Origin of the sequence: Rubritalea spongiae, from assembly GCF_042652385.1 — a bacterium.
In the GTDB taxonomy this organism is placed as follows: Bacteria; Verrucomicrobiota; Verrucomicrobiia; order Verrucomicrobiales; family Akkermansiaceae; genus Rubritalea; species Rubritalea spongiae.
Genome location: NZ_JBHSJM010000001.1, coordinates 114,282 through 131,903, shown reverse-complemented (window position 1 = coordinate 131,903; position 17,622 = coordinate 114,282). Strand labels below are relative to the sequence as shown.

The following is a 17,622-nucleotide window of genomic DNA, read 5'->3' as shown; positions in this document are numbered from 1 at the left end:
ATTATAACTGCAGCTTCCGATCTAAAGCCCTATATTGCACTGATTCCATGATATGATGGATTTCAATATTCTCCTTCATCTCGAGATCAGCAAGGGTACGCGCGACTTTTAGGATTCGATTGTATGCTCTTGCCGAAAAATTTAGCTCTTGCATGGCCATTTCCAAATACTTTGCAGACTCATTATCAAGCAGACAATGCACCTCAATAAGGCCACTTGGCATATCTGCATTGGTTCGCGCGTTTCGAACCTGTTTATAACGTTTCGATTGAATTCTCCTCGCTTCGACCACCCTCTTACGTACGGCTTCTGATTGCTCACCTGTACTACTACCCCGTAACTCTTTATACTCTACTAAAGGAACTTCCACATGAATATCTACTCGATCTAACAAAGGCCCGCTAATCCTTTTTCTATAACGTTCAATCTGTACAGGAGAGCAGCGGCATTCGCGTTTCGGATCCCCATAATAACCACAAGGACATGGGTTAAGAGCTACGACTAACATACAATTACACGGAAATGTTACAGTGCCAGCTGCTCTGGAGATACACACATCTCGATCTTCTAAAGGCTGTCTAAGTACTTCTAGGGTTTGGCGCTTAAATTCTGGGAGCTCATCTAAAAATAAGACACCATTATGTGCTAAGCTAATCTCTCCAGGCCCAGGATTCGTTCCACCTCCTAACAGTCCCGCGTCTGAAATGGTGTGATGTGGTGCTCGAAAGGGTCGATCCACTCTAAACGCCCCATTTAAATTTCCTGAAACTGAATGAATCTTAGTTGTTTCTATCGCTTCATCTAAATCCATAGGAGGAAGGATACTGGGCACACGCTTGGCGATCATAGATTTACCAGTTCCTGGTGGCCCAATCATTAGCAAGTTATGATTCCCAGCCGCCGCGACTTCCAAGGCTCGCTTGACCTGATGTTGACCTTTGACATCGGATAAATCAGCAGAATCCTCGTGTTGATTATGAAATAACGATTGCTTATCAATTTCTATCGGGCTTGCCACTAACTCTCCCGACACAAGAAGCCAAGCTTCATTGAGACTAGTAACGCCATACACATCTATTCCATCCACAACAGCAGCTTCCTCAGCATTAGCTACTGGAACGATGAGCCTAGACCTGCCGCGCCTTCTCGCTTCTAACGCAATGGCTATCACTCCTTTCACCGGACGAACTGCTCCATCCAAACCTAGCTCTCCGACGATCGTGTACTGATCAAAAAACGGAATATCTTTCTCCATTCCACATGCAGTCATTCCTAGCGCTATGGGAAGATCAAAACTCGGCCCTTCCTTTCGTAAATCAGCTGGAGCTAAATTCACCGTATTAATACCATTTGCAAAACTAAGAGCGCTGTTACCGATGGCACTCAGTACTCTCTGCGAACTCTCTCGTACAGCTGCATCAGGTAGACCAACAATCTGCATACTAAACTTTTCTCGGTGAACATTATTCACCTCCACTTCCACCTCAGTGGACTCAACACCACTCAAAGCTGCAGAAAACAAACGCACAAGCATGCATAGGAAACTACACCAGTCATCTAACAATTAGCAAGGCTGTATCAGCTACTAAATAAAAAAGCACGGTCACCTAAGTAACCGCACTTTAAAAAATTCGGAGCCTATCGAACTAGTCTATTATAGGCCAGCGATGTAATGTTCAGCTTCAATCGCCGCTGCACAGCCCTGGCCAGCAGCAGTGATTCCTTGGCGATACACAGTGTCTGAAATATCACCCGCCGCAAACAGGCCTGGAGTCTTCGTGGCTGTTTTCCCTGGAATTTGAAGAACGTAACCACTCTCGTCTTTATCCACCAACTCATCGCTGAGGAAATTGCTGTTAGGGTTATGACCAATCGCCATAAATACACCTTCTACTGCCAGTTCTAAATTTGTTCCATCCACTGTGTTCTCTAATTGAACTCCACGAATGCGACCATTGTCATCGAGAAGGTACTCTGTGACTTGAGAATTCCACACTGGCTCGATCTTCGGGTGATCCAGTGCGCGTTGCGCCATAACCTTGGAAGCTCTAAGTTCATCGCGACGGTGTACGAGATAGACTTTACTTGCAAATTTAGTGAGGAAAGTCGCTTCTTCAGCAGCAGTGTCACCACCACCGATAACCGCCACGGGAACATCACGGTAGAAGGCACCATCACAGGTAGCACATGCTGTGAGTCCTGCGCCTCCCTTTACTAAATCCATTTCGCCCTCTATTCCGAGGTAACGAGCTGAAGCACCAGATGCAATGATTACAGTTTTGGATTCCCAGCTCATTGTTTCAGAACCGAATACCTCCTTGGCATGCACTGTAAAAGAACCTGAGCCATTCTTTTCAACATTGGTCACTTCTACGCTGTTCTGAACGCGTGCACCGAACTTCTCAGCCTGTTGCTGCATTTTCTGCATAAGCTCTGGTCCCATCACTCCATCGGGAAAACCTGGGAAGTTCTCCACATCAGTGGTGGTAGTAAGCTGACCGCCAGGTTGTGAGCCTGTAAGAATGAGAGGGCTGAGGTCTGCGCGTGCAGTGTAAATAGCTGCTGTGTATCCAGCAGGGCCTGTTCCGATGATAATAACGTTCTCCATAGAAAATCTGTGAGTAATAACTGGCGGGATTATGCCCATGAATTTTATCCCCGCAACCGAAATGATCGCTCATATCTATTATTAGAAAGCAAAATGATAGAGATCGCCTGCTCGCACGTTTTCGAGATTGATCAGTTCCCCACTCCCGTGCACAACAGCACACGTGGGACGCATTCCAGAGGAAACCATTCAAGCCATTTTAGATCAGACCGACATCGTCGATGTGATCTCCAGCTACATTCCCCTCAAGCGTGCTGGTGGCACTTTCAAAGCTAACTGCCCATTTCATAACGAAAAAACACCATCATTCAATGTCAACCCCGCACGCCAGTTCTTCTACTGCTTCGGTTGTGGAGAAGGCGGCTCAGCCATCGGTTTTGTCCAAAAATACGAAAACCTCCCTTTCGTCGATGCCGTCAAAAAACTAGCGGATCGCGCCGGTGTCCCCATCATTGAAGATGTCTACGACCCTCAGGCCGAAAAACGACGCCGTTCCAAGTCTCGTCTCGTCCAGCTCCACAACCAATCCGCTCAGTTTTTCCACCAACTCGTAAGAAAATCTCCAGAAGCACAGATCGCTCGGGACTATCTTAAGAAACGTGGTTTAAATGCTCAAATTGCAGAGCGTTGGCTACTCGGATGGATGCCAGAGGACACCCAGATTTTCCTCCAATGGGCCAAAGAAAATGGCTACTCGGGTCGTGAATTAATAGACTCAGGCATCTGTAACCTTAAATATGCAGATAACCCAAAATCTGGTATTTATGTAAACTGGAAAAATCGCCTTCTTTTCCCCATTCACAACGACTACGGAGACATTATCGGTTTCTCCGCACGCCAGCTAATCAATGACCCAAAAAGTGGTAAATACATCAACACGCGTGAAACCCAGTTATTTGATAAATCAAAAACTCTCTACGGATTAGACAAAGCTCGAAGAGCCATCTCTACCGAAAAATTTGTTCTGCTTTGTGAAGGACAAATTGATGTGATTGCCCTCTCAGAACAAGGTATCCCCAATGTCGCAGCAGCATTAGGAACTGGAACTACAGAAAAACATGCAAAAATTCTAAAGCGATACACCCAGAATGCCGTACTCTGCTACGATGCAGACGCTGCCGGTTACAAGGCCGCGACCCGAGCATTTAAAGTACTAGCTGCTGAGCAAATCCACGTACGCTGTGTCACCATGCCTCAGGGTGAAGATCCCGATTCATTCATCCAAGCCCACGGAGTTGACGCCTTTAAAAAACTTCTCCATGACGCACAAGAATTCTTTGACTACACATTGGATTACGAATCTGCACACTCAGATCTCTCTGACATTAGAAATCGCTCCAAACTAGCCAACGACCTCGCGGTCTTAGCTGTCTCTGTCACAGACAAAATTGCTCAAGATTCTATCGTCTCAAAAGTAGCCGCCAGACTCGGCATTAGCGATCAAGAGTTCCGATCTATGATTGTCAAAGCTGCCAAGAAAAAACGCTTTGATGAAAGCAGGCCTAACAATTATCGCGACCCAAATGAAGTAGTCCCAGAAATGATCGAACCTACCCCCATGGATGGAACAGTAGCTTATCTTTGCTTCCTTGCTCTCAGCTCTCTAGAAGCCCAAGATTGGCTCTGCGAACAAATTGAATCCCTCCACGATCCTCTCTCAGTCACCACTGGAGGACACATCCTTAGCCAAATCCTTTCGCGTAAGCCAAACCCAGCACAAGCCTCTTCCATTCAGAGCTTTCTCATGACCCTCCCCCCAGCCGACCAGAAAGCACTCCAGCGCAACTTCGCAGAAAACCTTCCGGACAATCCTATTAAAGCCGCAGAAGAAACCTCCAGCATGCTTATCAGCAAACAACTACAGCAGCGCGAAGCAGCCATCCGAACAGCTCTAAAGCAACCAAACCTAAACGCGGAACAACTCACCAACCTTCTTGCTGAAGCTCAAGAAATCAATTCGCTGCTTAAGAACTTACGTCAGCGCTTCATCCGCTAAACGTTTTTCCACCTTTTTGCAACTTATCCATTGATGCTAGGTTTCATCCCACCTATAGCATTATGGCCAATACTGCGAGCATAGCCCTAACAATGACTGACACTTCTTCTCACGACTCAGACGACGCAATCGATGTCGCCTTGATGATGCGCGTTAAGGAAGGTGATCATGCTGCATTTCAGCAGCTCGTAGAACGTCACCAAGACATGATCATTGGCACAGTTGCCAAAATGTTAGGAAATGCATCAGACGCGCCAGATATTGCACAACAAGTCTTCCTACGCCTCTGGAAATCAGCCAAACGCTACAAACAAAAAGCAAAATTTACCACCTATCTCTTCACCATCACGCGTAACTTGGTCTTTAATGAAAGCAAAAAACGCGCGCGTCGAAAGACCCATTCACTGGATGAGCGAGAGGACGAAAGCTTCCAACAGTTTGCTGATGATTCCTCAAAATCGCCAGATGCCGAAACCCTGCAAAGCGAACTCCAAGTTGCAGTGGACCAAGCGATAAATGGCTTACCTGAGAAGCAGCGCTTAGCCGTCATCCTACGTCGTTACGAAAACATGCCATACGAAGAAATCGCAAACGTCATTGGTTGTTCCGTTTCCGCAGTAAAAAGTCACCTCTTCCGTGCCCGCACAGATTTAAGAACTGCACTTCAGAGCTATTTAGAGGAATAATCTTTTCAGCCTGCTCTCGTATAGAATAATGCAAGGCATGAAAACTCCTCTAACGCTTTTATCCGTTTATACAATAGCATCGGCTCTGTCTAATGCCGCCCCTAAAGCGGAACTACTCATTCAAGACCTAGAACATCCTACCTTCCTCACCGCTCCCGCAGCATCTAACGACTATCTATATATACTCGAAAAAGAAGGACGCATCCGAGTATACGACCGGAAAAACAAAACTCTCCTAGCACAACCAGCTCTAGACATCTCGGATCAAATCGAGATCAAGATGAATGAACAAGGTCTGTTAGGCTTGGCCTTTTCTCCGAATTATCAATCTGATAAACGCTTCTACATTTATTATACCAACCAAGATGGTGACACCCGAGTCTCCCGCTTCACCATGGCTTCCCCCACCAAGGCCCACGAACAGGAAGAAATTTTATTAAAACAGGATCAAGACTTCAAAAACCACAACGGCGGCTGGATCGGCTTCGGTCCTGATAAGATGCTCTATATTGCCCTTGGCGACGGCGGCCGAGCCAACGACCCTAAAAAGCGAGCTCAGGATCTAACTACATTTTTAGGAAAACTCCTGCGTATCGATGTCAGCCCTAACAAGGGATACACGATCCCGAAGGACAATCCCTTTTCCAAAAATAATGTTAAAGATTTCCTAAAACCATTCGGCAAAGACAAGTCGATCAGGCCTGAAATCTTGTCTTACGGTCTACGCAACCCATGGCGCTGTTCATGGCATCACGACCGACTCATTATTGCCGATGTTGGGCAAAACGCGTTGGAAGAAATCAACAATGTAGAGCGTAAACAACTTTTTGGAGCAAACTTCGGATGGCCCCAATATGAAGGCTCGAAGCGAACCAAAAATGACAAAGAGGAAAAGTCCAACCAAGGCCACATGATTATGCCTGTCTACGAATATAAGCATGACACCACACCCAGCGGCGGCTTCAGCGTGACTGGTGGGTACGTCTACAATGGCTCAGTCAAATCGCTCAAAGGACGCTACCTTTTTGCAGATCATGTAAAACCTCACATTTGGAGTGGTGAGCTTGCTATCAACACTCTTAAAGATCTCCAACATCACCAAGCTGACTTTAGCCAAAACGGAAAACCCATTCAACAACTCTGCGCATTCGGAAAAGACCCACAAGGAGAGGTTTATCTCATCTCACATTTGGGAAATATCTATCAGATCACGGAGTAACCACAGAAACACCGCTAGCCATCACAGCTTTCCATCCGCCAAACAATACATACACCTCAGAGTGAAAGCCAGTAGTTCTAATCTTTTCAGCCACTAACTCACTGCTGCCACAGGCGTCCGTCCCACAATATACGACGAGCTTGCGCCCCTCCACTCCAGCCATACCAATGCGCTCCATCGTTTCTGGGACAGCAATCTGATTTTCTGCGTCCGTTTCAGAAATTAATAGAGCCTCAGGCAAATGTCCTTTCCTGTACTCTCTATCAGACCGAGCATCTACCCAGAGAACATCTCCGTTCCATTCAGACATAACCGTTTCTAAACACACCTGATCCGCTTTTAATTCAGCCTGCACACACGGCACTGAGTGGTCTGGGGCGCCCACTAACAGGTAAATCCCCCCTGCAGCCACAGCCGAAATCAAGACCAACGCTAAGCTTTCGTAGACCCAACGCATCACTTCTTCTCAGGCTTCACAGTCATAAATGTCTGCACTGTCTTATAGCGTGGATTCGCACTATCGGTCGTTAAACGAATCGCAGCAAAAGTCACCTTCTCGGTCGACTTCGGTTTCACCTTCAACTCGTATAATTTCCCCTCTTCTTTAATGGTAAACGTATAACTAAAGTTCGAACTAGAGCTCGTATGCTTGATCACTTTGATCGGCTCAGTGTGATCCACCTTCACCTCGATTATTTTCTCCACAGCGTTCTCCCCCACCTGCCACATCAACGACTGAGGAAACGCAGCGATTAAATACGGAATTGTTACCTGAGTGTTCAGCGAGATAGATGGCTTATCATCTGGATCCTGATCCATCCAGATCACGATCTTCTTCTCCACCGTCCCTTTAAAATTTCCTAATTCAAAACGCCCCTTGAACACACCTTTCTCATCAGGAGCTATCAATATCGATCCATCCTGCTGCTTCTTCCCCCCCTCCAAATGAGCATACATACAGCTACACGGTGCATCAAAGCGCTGAACAACCACTGGCTCATCACCCTTATTCTCAAAAGGAAACTCAACATTTACCTCCTTTGCATCAGCCGCTGCATCGACCTTTTCCTCTGTCTGGCTAAAAACGAGCTCGGCATAAAGGCTGTGTACACAGAGAACCGAGACTGCCAGCGATGAGATCAAATATTGCATAAATTACTGAATGAGTTCCACTAATTGAATAGATAAAATCAACCTACCGTCACGCCATTTCGGCCCAAATATATAGAGCGGCTTCCCTTTCTGTAGAGTCGGCCCAGCCTTCATAATCTTTTTCTTACTCTGCCAAAGTTCCAAATCGAGCTTCAGCATCTCTCCTTGGGCTGCACCTCGTGGCTCAAAACTAATCAGTAGTTCCTCCGATGGCTTAAGTGGCGCTAACCAATTCTCATAACTACGAAACACTGGCTGCCTATCAGAACCTAGCAATAGATAACTTGTGTATTTTTTATCGCGCAAACTCGACAATTGTTCCACCACTTCCGCTTCTACTTTCTTCGCTTTAGATCCTGCTAGTCCCGGATCTCCATTGGTCGCGTAGTAAACATGAACCTCCATCCGCCCGATCGACTCCTTCCCCAAATCATTCGCCCAGCAAAACTGGAGAAGACCAAAAACACTAAAGAGAATGAGAAAAAATTTCATAACAGATCTAGAAAATAGGTGCATTGCCCTCAGCTTTAGCAAGCAGCATCGGTGAAACCCCATAACTAGAATCACCCATTACTATATCGATGGATTCCGGGATATCATCGAGCCCCTCTAAAACGATCACCGTAGCGGCATCAGAATCGACCACTTCAGAAGTTACTCCCATCACCGGTGTATACACCTCTTCTGGTTGTAACAATTGTACCATCGCTGGATCAAGGGCTTTGACACGGGCGCCTAAGTAAAAACCTAAAGCCACCCCAGCGAGAGCTGCTGGCGCAAGCAGCCAATTTAATCTCTGCCAAAAGCTCACAGGAGTAGACTGCTTCGACACGTCGTACTCAGTTTCTAAAGAGTGGTGCTTTACCTGTTCATTAAAGAAGTCAGCATGTGGTGGTGCTTCATTAGCTGGAATCAACTCCGCTATTTCTTGCGCCAACGACTGCCAGCCCATTTCTGCTTCTAACTCCTCAGCATGTTCTTCTGCCCAGGCTTCCATCTCGCGCAGAGCATCGCCTTCGAGCTCTCCATTAAGCCATGATTGAATGGTTGCTTTCTCGGGTTTATTCATGGTTTTAGCAATGTTTGTAATTTTTTTCGTGCGTAAAACAAACGGCTCATCACCGTTCCTTTTGTAGACTGCATGACTTCTGCAATCTCTGCATAATCTAATCCTTGTACCTCTCTCAGAATAATCACTTCTCGGTGTTCGGGACTCAACTGCTTTAATGCTTTATCGATCTCGTCACGCCGTTCGTGCCTATCCATTTCCTCATCTGGCCGCGCCGGATTCCGTGGGGCCGTACGCGCTGAACTATCGATACTCTCAGCATTGAGTAATGAATCATCGAGCTCTCCTTCAGACTGCATCTTCTTCCGGCGCATAGCATCATAGACCACATTATGAGCGATACGGAACATCCACGTGGAAAAGGCCGCACGATTCTCAAATTTGGGTAATGCCTTCCACGCCTTCACAAAAGCATCCTGAGAATAATCCCAAGCATCCGCATCGTTATGTACCATATTCACTATCATCGCGTAGACCTTTCCTCTATGGCGAGTCACTAAGCGGTCAAAGGCTTCATAATTTCCAGCCTGCGCCCGTCTCACCAATTCTTGATCACTAGGGCCGTCACCAGCGCCACCGTTGCCGGCAGCTTCACTCGTCACGTCCCCCATCAAAAAATTGGACGAAATCTGGCGAGAAATATTCATATAATAATCAAAAAACTGCAGCATCTTCTGCTTTAACAAAGCTTACTCGTAAGCATTTAGCTTCAAAGCAGAAAATAGCACGTGAAGCTCTAAATCCTAATTATTTTACAGAACGCCATTTGAGTGATTAGATTGCTCAAATGGCCTTGGAGGGCGAAGCTTCTGACCATGCGAGAGAAAAAAGGAACCAAGTAAGCAGACTAGCTAGCCCTGACAAAACTCCAGCTTAAAGAACACACAGCACTACATTCATCCATAAAATGTTGCGCCTAATTTTCACTTTACCCCCCATCATTACTCACGAGACTCCTTTTGCTTATTAATTCTCAAAACAGGCACCGGAACATCCTTCAACTTTTGATACGTTTCCTCATCTCTCGTAGGTGAGACCTTTGGTGGCGTTTGGTTTGGAACCGGCGGCACAGCTTTTTTTAGCGCTCCTCCCGCCGCCACTCCGTCTTGAGGAATATTCATTTTGGGTCGAGTTAAATCCTGAGCTTCTGTTGATTGAGTGGAACCCACAACCTGCGGAGCAACTCCCACCCTGTCGGCATACAAGGCTGCATGGTCACCGCCAGATGGAGTTTTTGCTTCTGGTTGAATAGGCACCACCTTTCGATTCACATTCTTGCTTAAGTCTGGCTGCATCACCACCTGCAATTTCTCAAACGCAGGTACCAAGTCAGTCACATCACCGAGCGCCGCAGCCTCTGATGCATTCTTAAAGGATTCTTGATCCACTTCTTGCTCCAAATCCTCAAACCGAATTGGCTCGCCCTGTAATTCTCTCCCCTGCAAAGCAAAATGCATATGCTTCGCAATCCCCGCTTCTTGCTGCTTTTTCTCTAAAACCCTCTGCTCATCACACCAAAAGGAATCACCCTCAAACCCTATATCAAAAAGCTCTGCATTCAAACTAACAGCAGCTCCGTAACAACGAGACGCCAACATCGGATATCCTATTAAATTAAAAACATTCGCCATCGCTATCGCCTGTTCAGCCTTCCCTGAATTCTGACGTAATAATTCATACACCAATCGTATACTCCTGTTAGGCTTCGCTCGCGACAGCATTTTCACAGCAAACGCCACATCCATGTCTGTCGATGGAATCTCTGAAGTATTCCATACCATATCTGCTGCCATCGTGAACTTCCCTTCACTGTAGAGCTTTAACGCAGCCTCCTTACGCAACACCCAATTATCAGGATCTCCCTCAACCAAATTGAGATACATCTTCGTCTCTGGTGAAATTCGCTCTTCTGAATCTTCGCTCATCTTACTCTCGCTTTATTTCTTACTTCGGAAAATTAAATTTAGGGGCAACCGCCGCCTCATCCTCACTAGGAGCCACCGAAATATCCTCACTACTAGCCTTCACAACCGATGGCGCAACCTCGGTGATCCGTTGCGTGTACTCCATAAACGTCTTCGCCTTTCCTAAGAAATTCTCAATCGGTGTCTCAGGCCCCGGCATAGGACGTTGATCAGATTCCTCCCACGCTCCTAGCAATACTTTAAAATCATCTAACCAAAGCGATTCCTTCTCGAACTGATTCTCAAAATACATGCTATCGACACTCAGCGCAGCACCATAAAAGCGTGCAGCAAGCAACGGCATACCCTCTTGATAAAAAGCACTCGCCAGCGCCAAACTCTCCTCCGCGATTCCAGAACTGCGTTTCATAGATTCACGTAGAACTCGCATCGCATCCTCCTTTCGTCCCCGAGAAAGGACTTTCACACAAAATGCCACATCACCACTCCGAAAAGGAATTTCACCACCCTCCCATATACAATCTGCTGCTGCAGCATAATTACTATCCGCATACAACTTAACAGCTGTAGCCCTCCTCTCATCCCAACTTATTCCTGTAGTCATGTACGTTTTCAAGTTCTCTAAAATAGAATCATTAGATCCTACAGGAAAAGATGAATCTTGGTAAAGCAAGAATCTAGAGAAACTCTATATTAACAATAAAAACAATCACTACATGTTTATAGAAAATGAGTTAACTGGTAATTAATTTCACCGTTATCCTTACCACATACAACACTGCAAAAGGTCCAAACTAAGAATCAACACTAGCCAACTTGAAAACAAACATCCTATCGCTCGACAACACCTGAGCCTTGAAAGCCTCAACTGCCCCAGCTCAAGCGCTGAGCTGAAGGAGAAACCTTGAGACTATAGCTATAGATTAAAATAACGCTGTAGGCTTTGCCGATGAATCAGTAAAACTACTACTAAACCAACGACTACATAAAAAAGCCCGCCAACCTCAAAAGGCCGAACGGGCTAAAATAAAAAAATACAAACGACTCTACTTAAACTTCTTCACCAAAATCGTCGCATTGTGACCTCCAAAGCCAAACGAGTTAGAAAGCGCAGCATTCACCTCCATCTCACGTGCTTCATTCGCACAATAATCGAGATCACACTCAGGATCTTGATCTTGCAAGTTTATGGTTGGAGCTACCACACCATCTCTCATTGCCATCAAACACGCTGTCAGCTCAATACCACCAGCAGCTCCTAATAAGTGACCTGTCATCGACTTAGTAGAACTCACTACCAGCTTATCCTTAGCGTGATCACCAAATGCTAACTTGATAGCAGTTGTTTCAGAAATATCACCCAGCGGAGTCGATGTCCCGTGAGCATTCACGTAATCAACCTCCTCAGCATTCATCCCCGCATGCTTCAATGCCATGTGCATTGCACGACATGGACCAGAACCGTCCGGAGAAGGAGCAGACAAATGATACGCATCTGCGGAAACCCCATAGCCAGCAAGCTCACCATAAATTTTTGCCCCACGCGCTTTCGCATGCTCAAGCTCCTCAAGAATCACCACTCCAGCACCTTCACCCATCACGAAACCATCACGACCCACATCAAACGGACGAGACGCCCCCTGTGGATCATCATTCCGTGTAGATAATGCCTTCATGTTTGCAAAACCGCCTAAGCCCATCGGCAACATAGTCGCCTCAGCACCGCCTGCGATAAATGCATCAGCATCGCCAAATTTAATCATCCTCCATGCTTCACCAATATTGTGGTTCGATGTCGCACAAGCGGTCACAATCACCATATTAGGTCCACCAAAACCATACTCCATCGAGATCATTCCAGACGCGATGTTCGAAATCATCATCGGAATCACGAAAGGAGACACCCGACTAGGACCACGAGCAATCAACTTTTCGTGCTCGCGCTCAAGAGTCCCAAGACCACCGATCCCAGAACCAACCATCACACCCACGCGGGTCTTATCCACACCATCAGGATCCATGCCAGAATCCTCCATCGCCATCTTAGACGCAGCCATCGCTAGCTGAGTGTAACGATCTGCACGTCGGGCGTCCTTCGGGTCACTAAAAAATGGCTTTGGATCGAAATCCTTCACCTCACCACCAATCTTAACCGGATAGTCTGTAGTGTCCAACTGCGTGATGTAATCAATACCACTCTTACCAGCCTTCAGGCCTTCCCAAGTGGAGTTGAGATCGTTACCCAGCGGGCTAACGGTTCCGATACCAGTAATAACTACTCTGCGTTCGTTCATAAAAATTTGATTTCAAGGATTATTCACCCCTTAGCCACATGTGCAAGTCTCATCCTTCTCACTTCTCACTTCTCACTTCTCACTTCTCACTTCTCACTTCTCACTTCTCACTTCTCACTTCTCACTTCTCACTTCTCACTAGCCTAAACCTCTATCTCTACCGCGCTCATTCAACCTTCCACATTGCGGGCAAGCGACAATGCTCTCTCCCCCTACATCCTTATAAAGATGCCCACATACATCACAGCATAAAATCTCCCTCTCCGCCCTGCGCTCCCGCTTTTTCATGGTCGATCTCCTACCCAACAACAAAAACCCCACCATTAGCATCGCCAGCGCCAACACCGAAATCGCCATATCCTCAAAACTAATTTCCAACATGTGCCTTCACCTCCACATTCACGCTCACTTCTCCTAATTCCACTCCAGCACCATCCTCTACAGCTTGATAACTTTGCATCCTTACCCAGTTCTCTAATTCCCTATCAAACTCACTCACCTCCCAGTTCACTGGCGTACAAGTCAGCACGCTTCCATCCTCACGTAAACTCAAGGCAAACCTCCGAGTCATCCCATACGCCTGCCGAGGAATTACCATATCAAAACTTAATAGCTCCTGAGGTATCCTCTCCTTAATCGACCCGACCCCCTGTAATTTCACATCCAGCTCCAACACCATCGGCTTCGCCTTAACAGAATCCACCATAGGCAATGCACCCAAATCAACCTCACCATCCACTATCAATCGGGGGCTCGTCACTCCACCCCCAGCCACCACTGGCATCTCCCTCCACGGACTACGTGGCACACTCACCTCCTGATAAACCCTCTCCAGAGCATCATCAACACGTAGCTGGTGCCCCTCATCAAACTGCGGGTCCCAACGACTAGGAAATGGCGAATGCTGATCAATCCAAAGCGCCATCTCAGGAGAAACATTTTCTAACAATAAAATTTTAGCAGCCTGCCGCGACTCAGGGCGCGCCGATGGTAAATCCAAGCTCACTACCCAAAACGCCATCCCAAACAATCCTAATGTCATTAGAAATGCCATCAACAAACCACCTCTATTCCCCCCAAGACTCCCACGCCAAGTAAACACTAAGCCCGCATCTCGATCCCGCTGAAGCTTCTTCTTATGAGAAAACAACATTAATCTTGCGCCAGTTTAGCCCCCCATAAGGTGCGATAACCCTCACGTAGCAACTCATAACAAACATCCATCCCATAACTCTGCGCTGTCTTATCCACCTTCAAAAGAACCGCAGCAGCACCTCCTGACTTCCAACCCTCAGCCCTCAACTTCACAGCATCCAGCAAGCCGTCTCGCTCCACCCGCTCCTTACCTACCCAAAACTGCGGATCAGCACCGCCGGTGATACTCACCACAATCGGATTCGACACCCGCTGCAGCCTGAAATTCGTCTCAGGCAGCTCCACCTCAGCACCCGCCTGCGGAGCCAAAGAACTCGTCAACAGAGGAAAAAGCATCACCAACGCCAATAAATCAATCAGCGCCAAACCGTGCAAAACACCAGGCTTCTCTGGCAATGTTAGCTCAAGCTTCATTAATAATTATCGATTCACGCTCTCAGAATCAGCCCGCTCACCACGAGCCTCCTTCGCCTTATCTCCAAACGAAACAATATCACTCGTCGCTTCCCGAGAATCACAAATCACATTCACCATCTCTATGCCCGCACGCTCGATACTGTGCACCATCCGCTTCACTCTCCCCAAAAAATACATGTAAAATAAATAACACGGAACCGCCACCATCAACCCCAGCGCGGTCGTTATCAAACACTCATGCACACCATCATTAATCATCTTGGCCGATGAAAACCCGGAGCGCTCCTGCATCCCACCAAAAGTCTCAATCAATCCCAACACCGTACCCAGCATTCCCACCAAAGGAGCAATCAAAGCCACCGCATAAAGCGCCCTCAAATTCTTCTCAATCCGAGGCACCTCCAGCTGCCCAGCCTCACGCGCAATATCACGCAAATCCGTCCTAGGTAAGTGATGACGCATCAGCGTCGCATGCGCCACTCGAGCCACCGGCCCCGGAGCCCGCGCAGCCTCGTGTAAGGCCTCTCCATATGCTTTCTTACGCACATGATTCGCCAAACCTAAAATCAAATTCCCTACATGAATCCGATTCCTCTGAAAAAATAAAATGCGCTCCAGCACCACAACCGTCGCCACAAAAGTAAGCGCCAGTAATACCCAGACCAGTGATCCACCTTGGTTAATCAATTCCCACATCGTCCACCTACAATACCCAAACCCCAACCAACTGCAAATCCAGAATACACCCAAAATAACAAAACAATCTCCCACCACAAACGAAACGCATACCCAGCCTATGGAGCAAGTGAAGCCAAACCATAGACACAAAATAAGAAGCCGCTAATTGACTGAGACCCACGACCACCAGCTATGCGATACAACTCGCCCATCCCCCACAGAGTAATACAAAGATGACTCAACATTTTTACAGAACACATTAAAATTCAAAACACCACGAAAACCACTACAAATTTCTCAACAATTTATATTGGCAAACAACCCCTCACTAATCTTAGATCAAACTGTTGTGCTCGTTTTCTGCAGCACCGTGTCAATGCCCAATGGTTTCTGCACTTAAACAGATCGACCAAGGGCGGTAGCGTCCCTTCCACCTACCATCTAACTTTAAAACCCATCCAAAGGACTCTTCACACCACTGCCGCCAACATTTTTTACAACATGCGTATAAATCTCCGTCGTAGTAATATTGTCATGCCCAAGCAGATCCTGAATCGTACGCAAATCCGTACCGCCTTCCAGTAAATGAGTTGCAAAACTGTGGCGTAACACATGCGTAGTCATCCGTTTATCAATACCCGCTGTAGCTGCTGCCTTTTTCATACATTTTGAATAACCAGCCTCATGCATATGGTGCCTCCGAGTAACCCCACTAATCGGATCACGAGTTTCACGAATTGCTGGAAAAATCCAAAACCATAACCAACTCTGGCCAGCCATAGGCATCTTACGCGCTAAAGCATCAGGCAAATGTACCCCCTCAGCATTTCGTTCCCTGTCAGCATTATAAACCAAGCGCGCCTCATCTAGCTGAGCCCTCAACCTCTCCACCAAATTATCAGGTAAAACCGTCACCCTATCTTTCCGCCCTTTACCCTGGCGAACCGTCACCGTTTTTCTCTCCAAATCAACATCCTTAACCCGTAACCCCAATAACTCTTTCAAGCGCAATCCAGCACCATACTGTAACTCAGCAGCCAATCGATATTTTCCTTCCATACGCGCAAATACCCTTTTCACCTCATCAACAGTCAACACCGTAGGAATATGCGAACTTCTCTTTCTAAAATGCACCCCCAGATCCACCTCATTCCAGCCAGCCACATCTTTAAATAAAAAAGCCAACGAATTTAGCCCCTGCTTCTGAGTAGAATAACTAACCTTTTCCTTCTCAACTAAACGAGTCAACCACTTACGAGCCATTACTGGATCAAGGACCCTCTTACGTTCACCCACCCATCCAGCGTACCTCCCAGCCCAATTAGCATAGCATTTAATCGTCCTAGGTGACAAACCTCGCCTCTTACCAGTACTAATCACTGCACGTCTCACCTTTTCCTCTAGGCTCTTAGGCACATATCCATACTCTTGCATGCAGAGCTCAAGCCAACGCTTATACCACCGCATCCCAGCAGCCCACTCATCCAGCTGCCATGTCTCCCTTGGCTTTTCCATCACCTCAGCTCTCCAAAAAGCTCTCGCACTCGCCACCGAACTCTCTAAATTATTTCCAAGCCTCCACCCCTCATACCATCGTAAAATAAATGCATACCCACGCTTATCCTTCGGATTCAAATCCCTCGACGCCTCCAAATCATCACACCACTCCCCATGCGCCTCCTTATACTTATCCTCTCTATCTACCGCCTCACTTAAATCAACACCCACCCGATTACCCCTTTTATCATTAAATGGAATATTACTCATGTGAACATATTAACACTAAGTGCAATTCCAACTCAACCCTTTACAAGGGTAAATTTAGAAAAATATCCAATCCACACACTAAAGATCAATCATTCCAAATAAACCGCTATCAATAAGCAAACAACTCTCCATGATATACCTACACACCCCTTACTCTCCCACAAAAAAACCCCCTATTTCAAACCAATCCACAGCATCTACTTAACCTTTCAAAACCATCAACAATCAGATATCCACAATCCTCCGCAAGTGATCTAATACTGTTGTACCAAATTATTCAGCTTCGAGGACTATTTACCTAACAAGCTATTCTCAGGTGTTTTGTTGGTTAGAATGTCTGGATGAACACTGACTTTTATGCTACCCTCTGAGTTTCTTCATCTGAAGAAGCCGACTTCTTCGAGTGAATACACTCAGAGTGTTAGGACACGCTCCGTGTTCTGCCACACTTTCTAGAACCAGCACCTCTATAATCTAGTCAGTTCGTTCACTGCTCAGCTCTGCTGGTTCTTCTTGTGCGATGCTTACAGGTCATCATCGCGTTAACGCCCATCCTCAGCGTCTTGAAACAAAGGCATTAAACGTTGCTCAAGGCACAGAATACAATACAGCCTAATGATTGGGATAACCTTGTACAACAAGACGCTGCACCCGAT

The 17,622-nt window shown here is 46.7% G+C and carries 17 protein-coding genes; 3 read left to right on the top strand and 14 right to left on the bottom strand.

The window, feature by feature from the left end:
• Window position 1 precedes the first annotated feature (1 nt).
• A complete protein-coding gene (locus ACFPK9_RS00825; RefSeq protein ID WP_377092610.1) occupies window positions 2-1,534 on the bottom strand; it encodes a YifB family Mg chelatase-like AAA ATPase in 1,533 nt (510 codons plus the stop codon).
• Window positions 1,535-1,654: 120 nt separating this feature from the next.
• Window positions 1,655-2,608 carry a thioredoxin-disulfide reductase gene (trxB, locus tag ACFPK9_RS00820; protein ID WP_377092609.1) on the bottom strand — a complete coding sequence of 318 codons (954 nt, stop codon included), beginning with the start codon at window positions 2,606-2,608 and terminating at the stop codon, window positions 1,655-1,657.
• Window positions 2,609-2,771: 163 nt separating this feature from the next.
• On the opposite strand from trxB, the gene dnaG reads away from it, so the two are divergent.
• The 3 genes from dnaG (at window position 2,772) to ACFPK9_RS00805 (ending at window position 6,509) form a co-directional block, all read left to right on the top strand.
• On the top strand, window positions 2,772-4,604 hold the full coding sequence (dnaG, locus tag ACFPK9_RS00815) for a DNA primase (RefSeq protein ID WP_377092608.1): 1,833 nt from the start codon (window positions 2,772-2,774) through the stop codon (window positions 4,602-4,604).
• Between the two features lie 62 nt (window positions 4,605-4,666).
• Window positions 4,667-5,290, top strand: coding sequence for an RNA polymerase sigma factor (locus ACFPK9_RS00810; protein WP_377092607.1), 624 nt, complete (start codon window positions 4,667-4,669; stop codon window positions 5,288-5,290).
• 37 nt (window positions 5,291-5,327) lie between these two features.
• Window positions 5,328-6,509, top strand: a complete 1,182-nt coding sequence (locus ACFPK9_RS00805) for a PQQ-dependent sugar dehydrogenase (RefSeq protein ID WP_377092606.1) — start codon at window positions 5,328-5,330, stop codon at window positions 6,507-6,509.
• Here ACFPK9_RS00805 and ACFPK9_RS00800 read toward each other — a convergent pair.
• From ACFPK9_RS00800 to ACFPK9_RS00745, 12 genes are all read right to left on the bottom strand, one after another.
• A complete protein-coding gene (locus tag ACFPK9_RS00800) occupies window positions 6,499-6,966 on the bottom strand; it encodes a rhodanese-like domain-containing protein (RefSeq protein ID WP_377092605.1) in 468 nt (155 codons plus the stop codon). The genes ACFPK9_RS00805 and ACFPK9_RS00800 overlap by 11 nt on opposite strands.
• Window positions 6,966-7,661, bottom strand: a complete 696-nt coding sequence (locus ACFPK9_RS00795; RefSeq protein WP_377092604.1) for a DUF1573 domain-containing protein — start codon at window positions 7,659-7,661, stop codon at window positions 6,966-6,968. The genes ACFPK9_RS00800 and ACFPK9_RS00795 overlap by 1 nt, the downstream gene beginning before the upstream one ends.
• 3 nt (window positions 7,662-7,664) lie before the next feature.
• Window positions 7,665-8,153, bottom strand: a complete 489-nt coding sequence (locus ACFPK9_RS00790; protein WP_377092603.1) for a hypothetical protein — start codon at window positions 8,151-8,153, stop codon at window positions 7,665-7,667.
• A gap of 7 nt (window positions 8,154-8,160) precedes the next feature.
• Complete coding sequence (locus tag ACFPK9_RS00785) at window positions 8,161-8,730, bottom strand: hypothetical protein (protein WP_377092602.1); 570 nt, start codon at window positions 8,728-8,730, stop codon at window positions 8,161-8,163.
• The gene (locus ACFPK9_RS00780; protein WP_377092601.1) at window positions 8,727-9,377 is read right to left on the bottom strand and encodes an RNA polymerase sigma factor; all 651 of its coding nucleotides are present in this window, start codon (window positions 9,375-9,377) and stop codon (window positions 8,727-8,729) included. The genes ACFPK9_RS00785 and ACFPK9_RS00780 overlap by 4 nt, the downstream gene beginning before the upstream one ends.
• Before the next feature lie 294 nt (window positions 9,378-9,671).
• Window positions 9,672-10,655: a hypothetical protein gene (locus ACFPK9_RS00775; RefSeq protein ID WP_377092600.1), complete on the bottom strand. Its 984-nt coding sequence runs from the start codon at window positions 10,653-10,655 to the stop codon at window positions 9,672-9,674.
• A 19-nt stretch (window positions 10,656-10,674) separates the two neighbouring features.
• Window positions 10,675-11,259 (bottom strand): hypothetical protein, encoded by a 585-nt coding sequence (locus ACFPK9_RS00770; RefSeq protein ID WP_377092599.1) that lies wholly within the window; start codon window positions 11,257-11,259, stop codon window positions 10,675-10,677.
• A 442-nt stretch (window positions 11,260-11,701) separates the two neighbouring features.
• On the bottom strand, window positions 11,702-12,949 hold the full coding sequence (gene fabF / locus ACFPK9_RS00765; protein ID WP_377092598.1) for a beta-ketoacyl-ACP synthase II: 1,248 nt from the start codon (window positions 12,947-12,949) through the stop codon (window positions 11,702-11,704).
• A 367-nt stretch (window positions 12,950-13,316) separates the two neighbouring features.
• Window positions 13,317-14,102, bottom strand: coding sequence for a hypothetical protein (locus ACFPK9_RS00760; RefSeq protein WP_377092597.1), 786 nt, complete (start codon window positions 14,100-14,102; stop codon window positions 13,317-13,319).
• Window positions 14,102-14,518, bottom strand: a complete 417-nt coding sequence (locus ACFPK9_RS00755; protein ID WP_377092596.1) for an ExbD/TolR family protein — start codon at window positions 14,516-14,518, stop codon at window positions 14,102-14,104. The genes ACFPK9_RS00760 and ACFPK9_RS00755 overlap by 1 nt, the downstream gene beginning before the upstream one ends.
• 6 nt (window positions 14,519-14,524) lie before the next feature.
• Entirely contained in the window at window positions 14,525-15,217 is a 693-nt protein-coding gene (locus ACFPK9_RS00750; protein WP_377092595.1) for a MotA/TolQ/ExbB proton channel family protein, read from the bottom strand.
• A 429-nt stretch (window positions 15,218-15,646) separates the two neighbouring features.
• Window positions 15,647-16,966, bottom strand: coding sequence for an integron integrase (locus ACFPK9_RS00745; RefSeq protein ID WP_377092594.1), 1,320 nt, complete (start codon window positions 16,964-16,966; stop codon window positions 15,647-15,649).
• Window positions 16,967-17,622 lie beyond the last annotated feature (656 nt).

Bases quoted from the DNA above. Each gene is read 5' to 3' on its own strand.
- ACFPK9_RS00825 (WP_377092610.1), bottom strand. From the start codon at position 1,534: ATGCTTGTGCGTTTGTTTTCTGCAGCTTTGAGTGGTGTTGAGTCCACT.
- trxB (WP_377092609.1), bottom strand. From the start codon at position 2,608: ATGGAGAACGTTATTATCATCGGAACAGGCCCTGCTGGATACACAGCA.
- ACFPK9_RS00810 (WP_377092607.1), top strand. From the start codon at position 4,667: ATGGCCAATACTGCGAGCATAGCCCTAACAATGACTGACACTTCTTCT.
- ACFPK9_RS00805 (WP_377092606.1), top strand. From the start codon at position 5,328: ATGAAAACTCCTCTAACGCTTTTATCCGTTTATACAATAGCATCGGCT.
- ACFPK9_RS00800 (WP_377092605.1), bottom strand. From the start codon at position 6,966: ATGCGTTGGGTCTACGAAAGCTTAGCGTTGGTCTTGATTTCGGCTGTG.
- ACFPK9_RS00795 (WP_377092604.1), bottom strand. From the start codon at position 7,661: ATGCAATATTTGATCTCATCGCTGGCAGTCTCGGTTCTCTGTGTACAC.
- ACFPK9_RS00790 (WP_377092603.1), bottom strand. From the start codon at position 8,153: ATGAAATTTTTTCTCATTCTCTTTAGTGTTTTTGGTCTTCTCCAGTTT.
- ACFPK9_RS00785 (WP_377092602.1), bottom strand. From the start codon at position 8,730: ATGAATAAACCCGAGAAAGCAACCATTCAATCATGGCTTAATGGAGAG.
- ACFPK9_RS00780 (WP_377092601.1), bottom strand. From the start codon at position 9,377: ATGAATATTTCTCGCCAGATTTCGTCCAATTTTTTGATGGGGGACGTG.
- ACFPK9_RS00775 (WP_377092600.1), bottom strand. From the start codon at position 10,655: ATGAGCGAAGATTCAGAAGAGCGAATTTCACCAGAGACGAAGATGTAT.
- ACFPK9_RS00770 (WP_377092599.1), bottom strand. From the start codon at position 11,259: ATGACTACAGGAATAAGTTGGGATGAGAGGAGGGCTACAGCTGTTAAG.
- fabF (WP_377092598.1), bottom strand. From the start codon at position 12,949: ATGAACGAACGCAGAGTAGTTATTACTGGTATCGGAACCGTTAGCCCG.
- ACFPK9_RS00760 (WP_377092597.1), bottom strand. From the start codon at position 14,102: ATGTTGTTTTCTCATAAGAAGAAGCTTCAGCGGGATCGAGATGCGGGC.
- ACFPK9_RS00755 (WP_377092596.1), bottom strand. From the start codon at position 14,518: ATGAAGCTTGAGCTAACATTGCCAGAGAAGCCTGGTGTTTTGCACGGT.
- ACFPK9_RS00750 (WP_377092595.1), bottom strand. From the start codon at position 15,217: ATGTGGGAATTGATTAACCAAGGTGGATCACTGGTCTGGGTATTACTG.
- ACFPK9_RS00745 (WP_377092594.1), bottom strand. From the start codon at position 16,966: ATGAGTAATATTCCATTTAATGATAAAAGGGGTAATCGGGTGGGTGTT.